The sequence below is a fragment of the Pseudorhodoplanes sp. genome (assembly GCF_046289595.1).
Lineage (GTDB): Bacteria > Pseudomonadota > Alphaproteobacteria > Rhizobiales > Xanthobacteraceae > Pseudorhodoplanes.
Window position 1 is genome coordinate 1 of the sequence record NZ_JBKBVB010000215.1, and the last position, 3,160, is coordinate 3,160.

3 protein-coding genes and 1 pseudogene are annotated in these 3,160 nt (G+C 65.5%); 1 reads left to right on the top strand and 3 read right to left on the bottom strand.

Annotated features, from left to right (window positions below; all coding sequences use genetic code 11):
- Positions 1-715: phenylacetaldoxime dehydratase family protein (locus tag ACK41X_RS23150; RefSeq protein WP_409728590.1), on the bottom strand; the 715-nt coding region annotated here is incomplete at its 3' end.
- Entirely contained in the window at positions 715-1,779 is a 1,065-nt protein-coding gene (locus ACK41X_RS23155; protein WP_409728593.1) for a carbon-nitrogen hydrolase family protein, read from the bottom strand. The genes ACK41X_RS23150 and ACK41X_RS23155, both read right to left, overlap by 1 nt.
- Before the next feature lie 180 nt (positions 1,780-1,959).
- Between ACK41X_RS23155 and ACK41X_RS23160 the strand changes: the two genes are divergently transcribed.
- The gene (locus tag ACK41X_RS23160) at positions 1,960-2,922 is read left to right on the top strand and encodes a helix-turn-helix domain-containing protein (protein WP_409728596.1); all 963 of its coding nucleotides are present in this window, start codon (positions 1,960-1,962) and stop codon (positions 2,920-2,922) included.
- On the opposite strand, the pseudogene ACK41X_RS23165 reads toward ACK41X_RS23160, so the two are convergent.
- Positions 2,923-3,160: pseudogene (locus ACK41X_RS23165) on the bottom strand (putrescine ABC transporter permease PotI); the annotation flags it as partial.

The following is a 3,160-nucleotide window of genomic DNA, read 5'->3' on the forward strand; positions in this document are numbered from 1 at the left end:
CCATCCCGGCGCGCAGCACCGGCTCGACGTCGTCGAGATACATCTTGCGTTCGGCATCGTCGGTATCCGACCAGTCCTGCCCGGACCGGATCAGGCAAAGATTGTGGTGCGGCACGATGCGGACATGGCCGTTGCCGCCCTCCGCCCTCGGCGCGCCGGAGGCTGCCATCGGGTCTGTCTGGCTGAGCGGGATGCGGTCGCGCATGCCGCCCCAATAGGCGTGCTCGCGCACCATGTCGCTCAATCCCTCGGCGACGGCGGCGATGCCTTCCATCCGCCCGGCCGATGAAAATAAGGTCTCGTAACGGGTGATCGAGGGCCGCAGGACTTCGGTGAAAAAGCCGAGCGGACCCGGCCTCTCCTCGCCCGCCCAGCCCGCGCCATGGGCCGCGAACCAGGCATCGAAGCGCGAAGGATCGTCCCAGTAAGCGATGGTCACGACGGTCTCGTAACCCGCCTCGTCGGTATAGCGGGCGCGGTCGAAGTGACCGGGGCCGTTATCGGACTTGAACGCCTCCGCAAGAGCGTTGAGCGGTGCCGCGGCCGCAGCCTCATCGGCAGATCGGAACTGGATGCCGAAATACGCCATCACCACGCGGAAGACGCTCGGCCTGTGCCGCGCGACAAAAGCCGGATACGGCGGCGTGTAATCGTCGCCGTAGCGGGCATGGCGGGTGCGCGCGGTCTTGAGGTGATCGGGGATCGCCGATTCCATCAGGCCGCCTCCTCGCTCCCGTCCTTGACCAGCGACAGCGCTTCGCCGCGCGCGGCCGCAACGGCAGGCGCATCCGCGCCGGTACGGCTGACCTCTTTCCCGGCGCGGCGCTTGACCACCACGCGATCGCCCGGCGTCTTGTCGAGCACAAGGCGCGTCACATCGGGCCGTGCATAATGCCCGGCGGGATCGGCCGCAGCCTTGGCGAGCGCGATCATGCCGAGATCGATATCGGCATAGACCAGCCCCTCCTCCGTTTCCGGCAGCGGCGCGTGCATCAGCTGGCCGTCGGGCGCGTAGATCGTCGCAAAGCCGCCGCCCTGCAGCAGCAATTGCTTCTTCATGTCGTCGCCGCACAGCATGTCGATCATCTCTTTGGAGACCACCGCACAGGGTGCGATCGCAAAGCATCCGCCTTCGACCGCATAGATGCGGGTCGCGGCGTTGTTGACTTCCGGTCCGAGCGCATAAGCGCCGCCGCGATACAGCGAGAAGCTCGGCCACGCGGCGATGTGAACCTGTTCGTTCTGGGCATACATGGCGTATTTCGACAAGGGCTGCAGATGCTCCCAGCAGCACAGGGCGCCGACGCGGCCGAGCGGCGTGTCGAACACCGACAGGTCCGAGCCGTCGCCCTCGCCGAACACGGTGCGCTCGACATGGGTCGGCTTCAGCTTGCGGCGCATCGCAATCGTTTCGCCGTCGGGACCGATGATCCACTGGCCCATATAGAGCGAGCCGCCCTGTTTCTCGCTGTGGCCCATCACCACCATGATGTTGTTGTCTTTTGCCGCCTTGGCGATGCGGTCGGCCTGCGGCGAGCCATAGACCAGCGAATTGTCGTGATAGCGCTGGATGAATTGCATGCCCCAGGCGGGCGAATCCAGCCAGATGAACCACGGATAGCCGGGGATGAAGGTCTCCGGAAACGCGATCAGGGATGCGCCATTTGCCGCGGCTTCCCTGATCAGCGCGATGCACTTGTCGACGGTCTTGTCGAGATCGAGAAACACCGGCGCGGCCTGTACGGCGGCGGCCTTGAACTTCGGATGCGTGACGGACATGGCTTCGCTCCTGCACTGCGGCGGCCTCGCGCCGCCGGGTCATCTGGAACGGTATGGGCCGCAAATTTTTCCCGCTTGCCTCGCCCTCGCGGGCGACTTGACTGAGAGTCGCAACGGCAGGCGTCGATTTGCCTCATTTTTCGCGTAGACAGCCCAACCCGCGTTGCTACGCTATGTGCCATGCACAAGCTGTGGTCCACAGACGCTGTGGAAGCGCGCGACCGGCTCACCTATTGGGTCGAGGCGGTGTGCAATACCTATGTGCAACTCGATTGCGATACGCCGCATCGCGAACGCGCTTTCTGCGGCACCATCGAAGCCAACCAGCTTGCGACGCTCGGCCTGTCGCGCGTGACATCGACAGCGCAGCATGTGCGCCGCACACCGGCGAAGATCGCGCGCGCCACCGAGGACTATTTCCTCGTCAGCATCCAGACCAGAGGGCACGGCAAGATCGTGCAGGACGGCCGCATGGCCGACCTCGCGCCGGGCGACTTCGCGCTTTACGATTCGACGCGGCCCTATGAGCTGATCTTCGACGGCGCGTTCCAGCAGCATGTGCTGCAATTGCCGGGCGCCGTCCTGCGCAGCCGCCTGCGCGACACGCAGACGCTGACCGCACGCAAGGTCTGCGGCGACCGCGGCGCCGGGCACCTGATGATCGGCATGATCGAAACGCTCGCCGCCGACATCGATACGCTGGAAGCCGGCTCGGTCGCGGCCATCGCCGAGAGCGTGGAAAATATCCTGGTCGCGGGGCTTTGCTCGCTGCCGGGCGCCGCGGACCCTGTGGCGTCGCAACTCACGTGCTATCATCGCGATCAGATTAAGGCCTACGCGCTGCAGCGGCTGCGTGACCCGCATCTGTCGGTGAGCGCCATTGCCGCGCATCTGCGGCTGTCGCCGAGTACGATCTACCGGGCATTTGCCGCCGAGCCGGTTTCGCTCAACACCTGGATCTGGAACCAGCGGCTCGACGGCGCCAAGCGCGACATCTGCGATCCGGCGCTGGCCGGCCGGACCATCACCGAAATCGCGTTCGGCTGGGGCTTCAACGATGCGGCGCATTTCAGCCGCATCTTCCGCGCCCGCTTCGGCTGCTCGGCGCGGGAATTGCGGGCGGAATGTGTGCGGAAGGCGTGATTACGCCCTCGCGCCCCGCCCCTCCTCCGCCGCAGCATAGCGCTTGGTCAAGAGCGAAGCCGCCACCACCACGATTGCGACAAATCCAATCATGATCGTGGAGATCGCGTTGATTTCCGGCTTCACCCCGAGCCGCACCTCCGAATAGATGCGGATCGGCAGCGTGGTCGCGCCGGGTCCGGTGGTGAAGCTTGCGATCACCAGATCGTCGAGCGACAGGGTGAAGGCGAGCATGAAG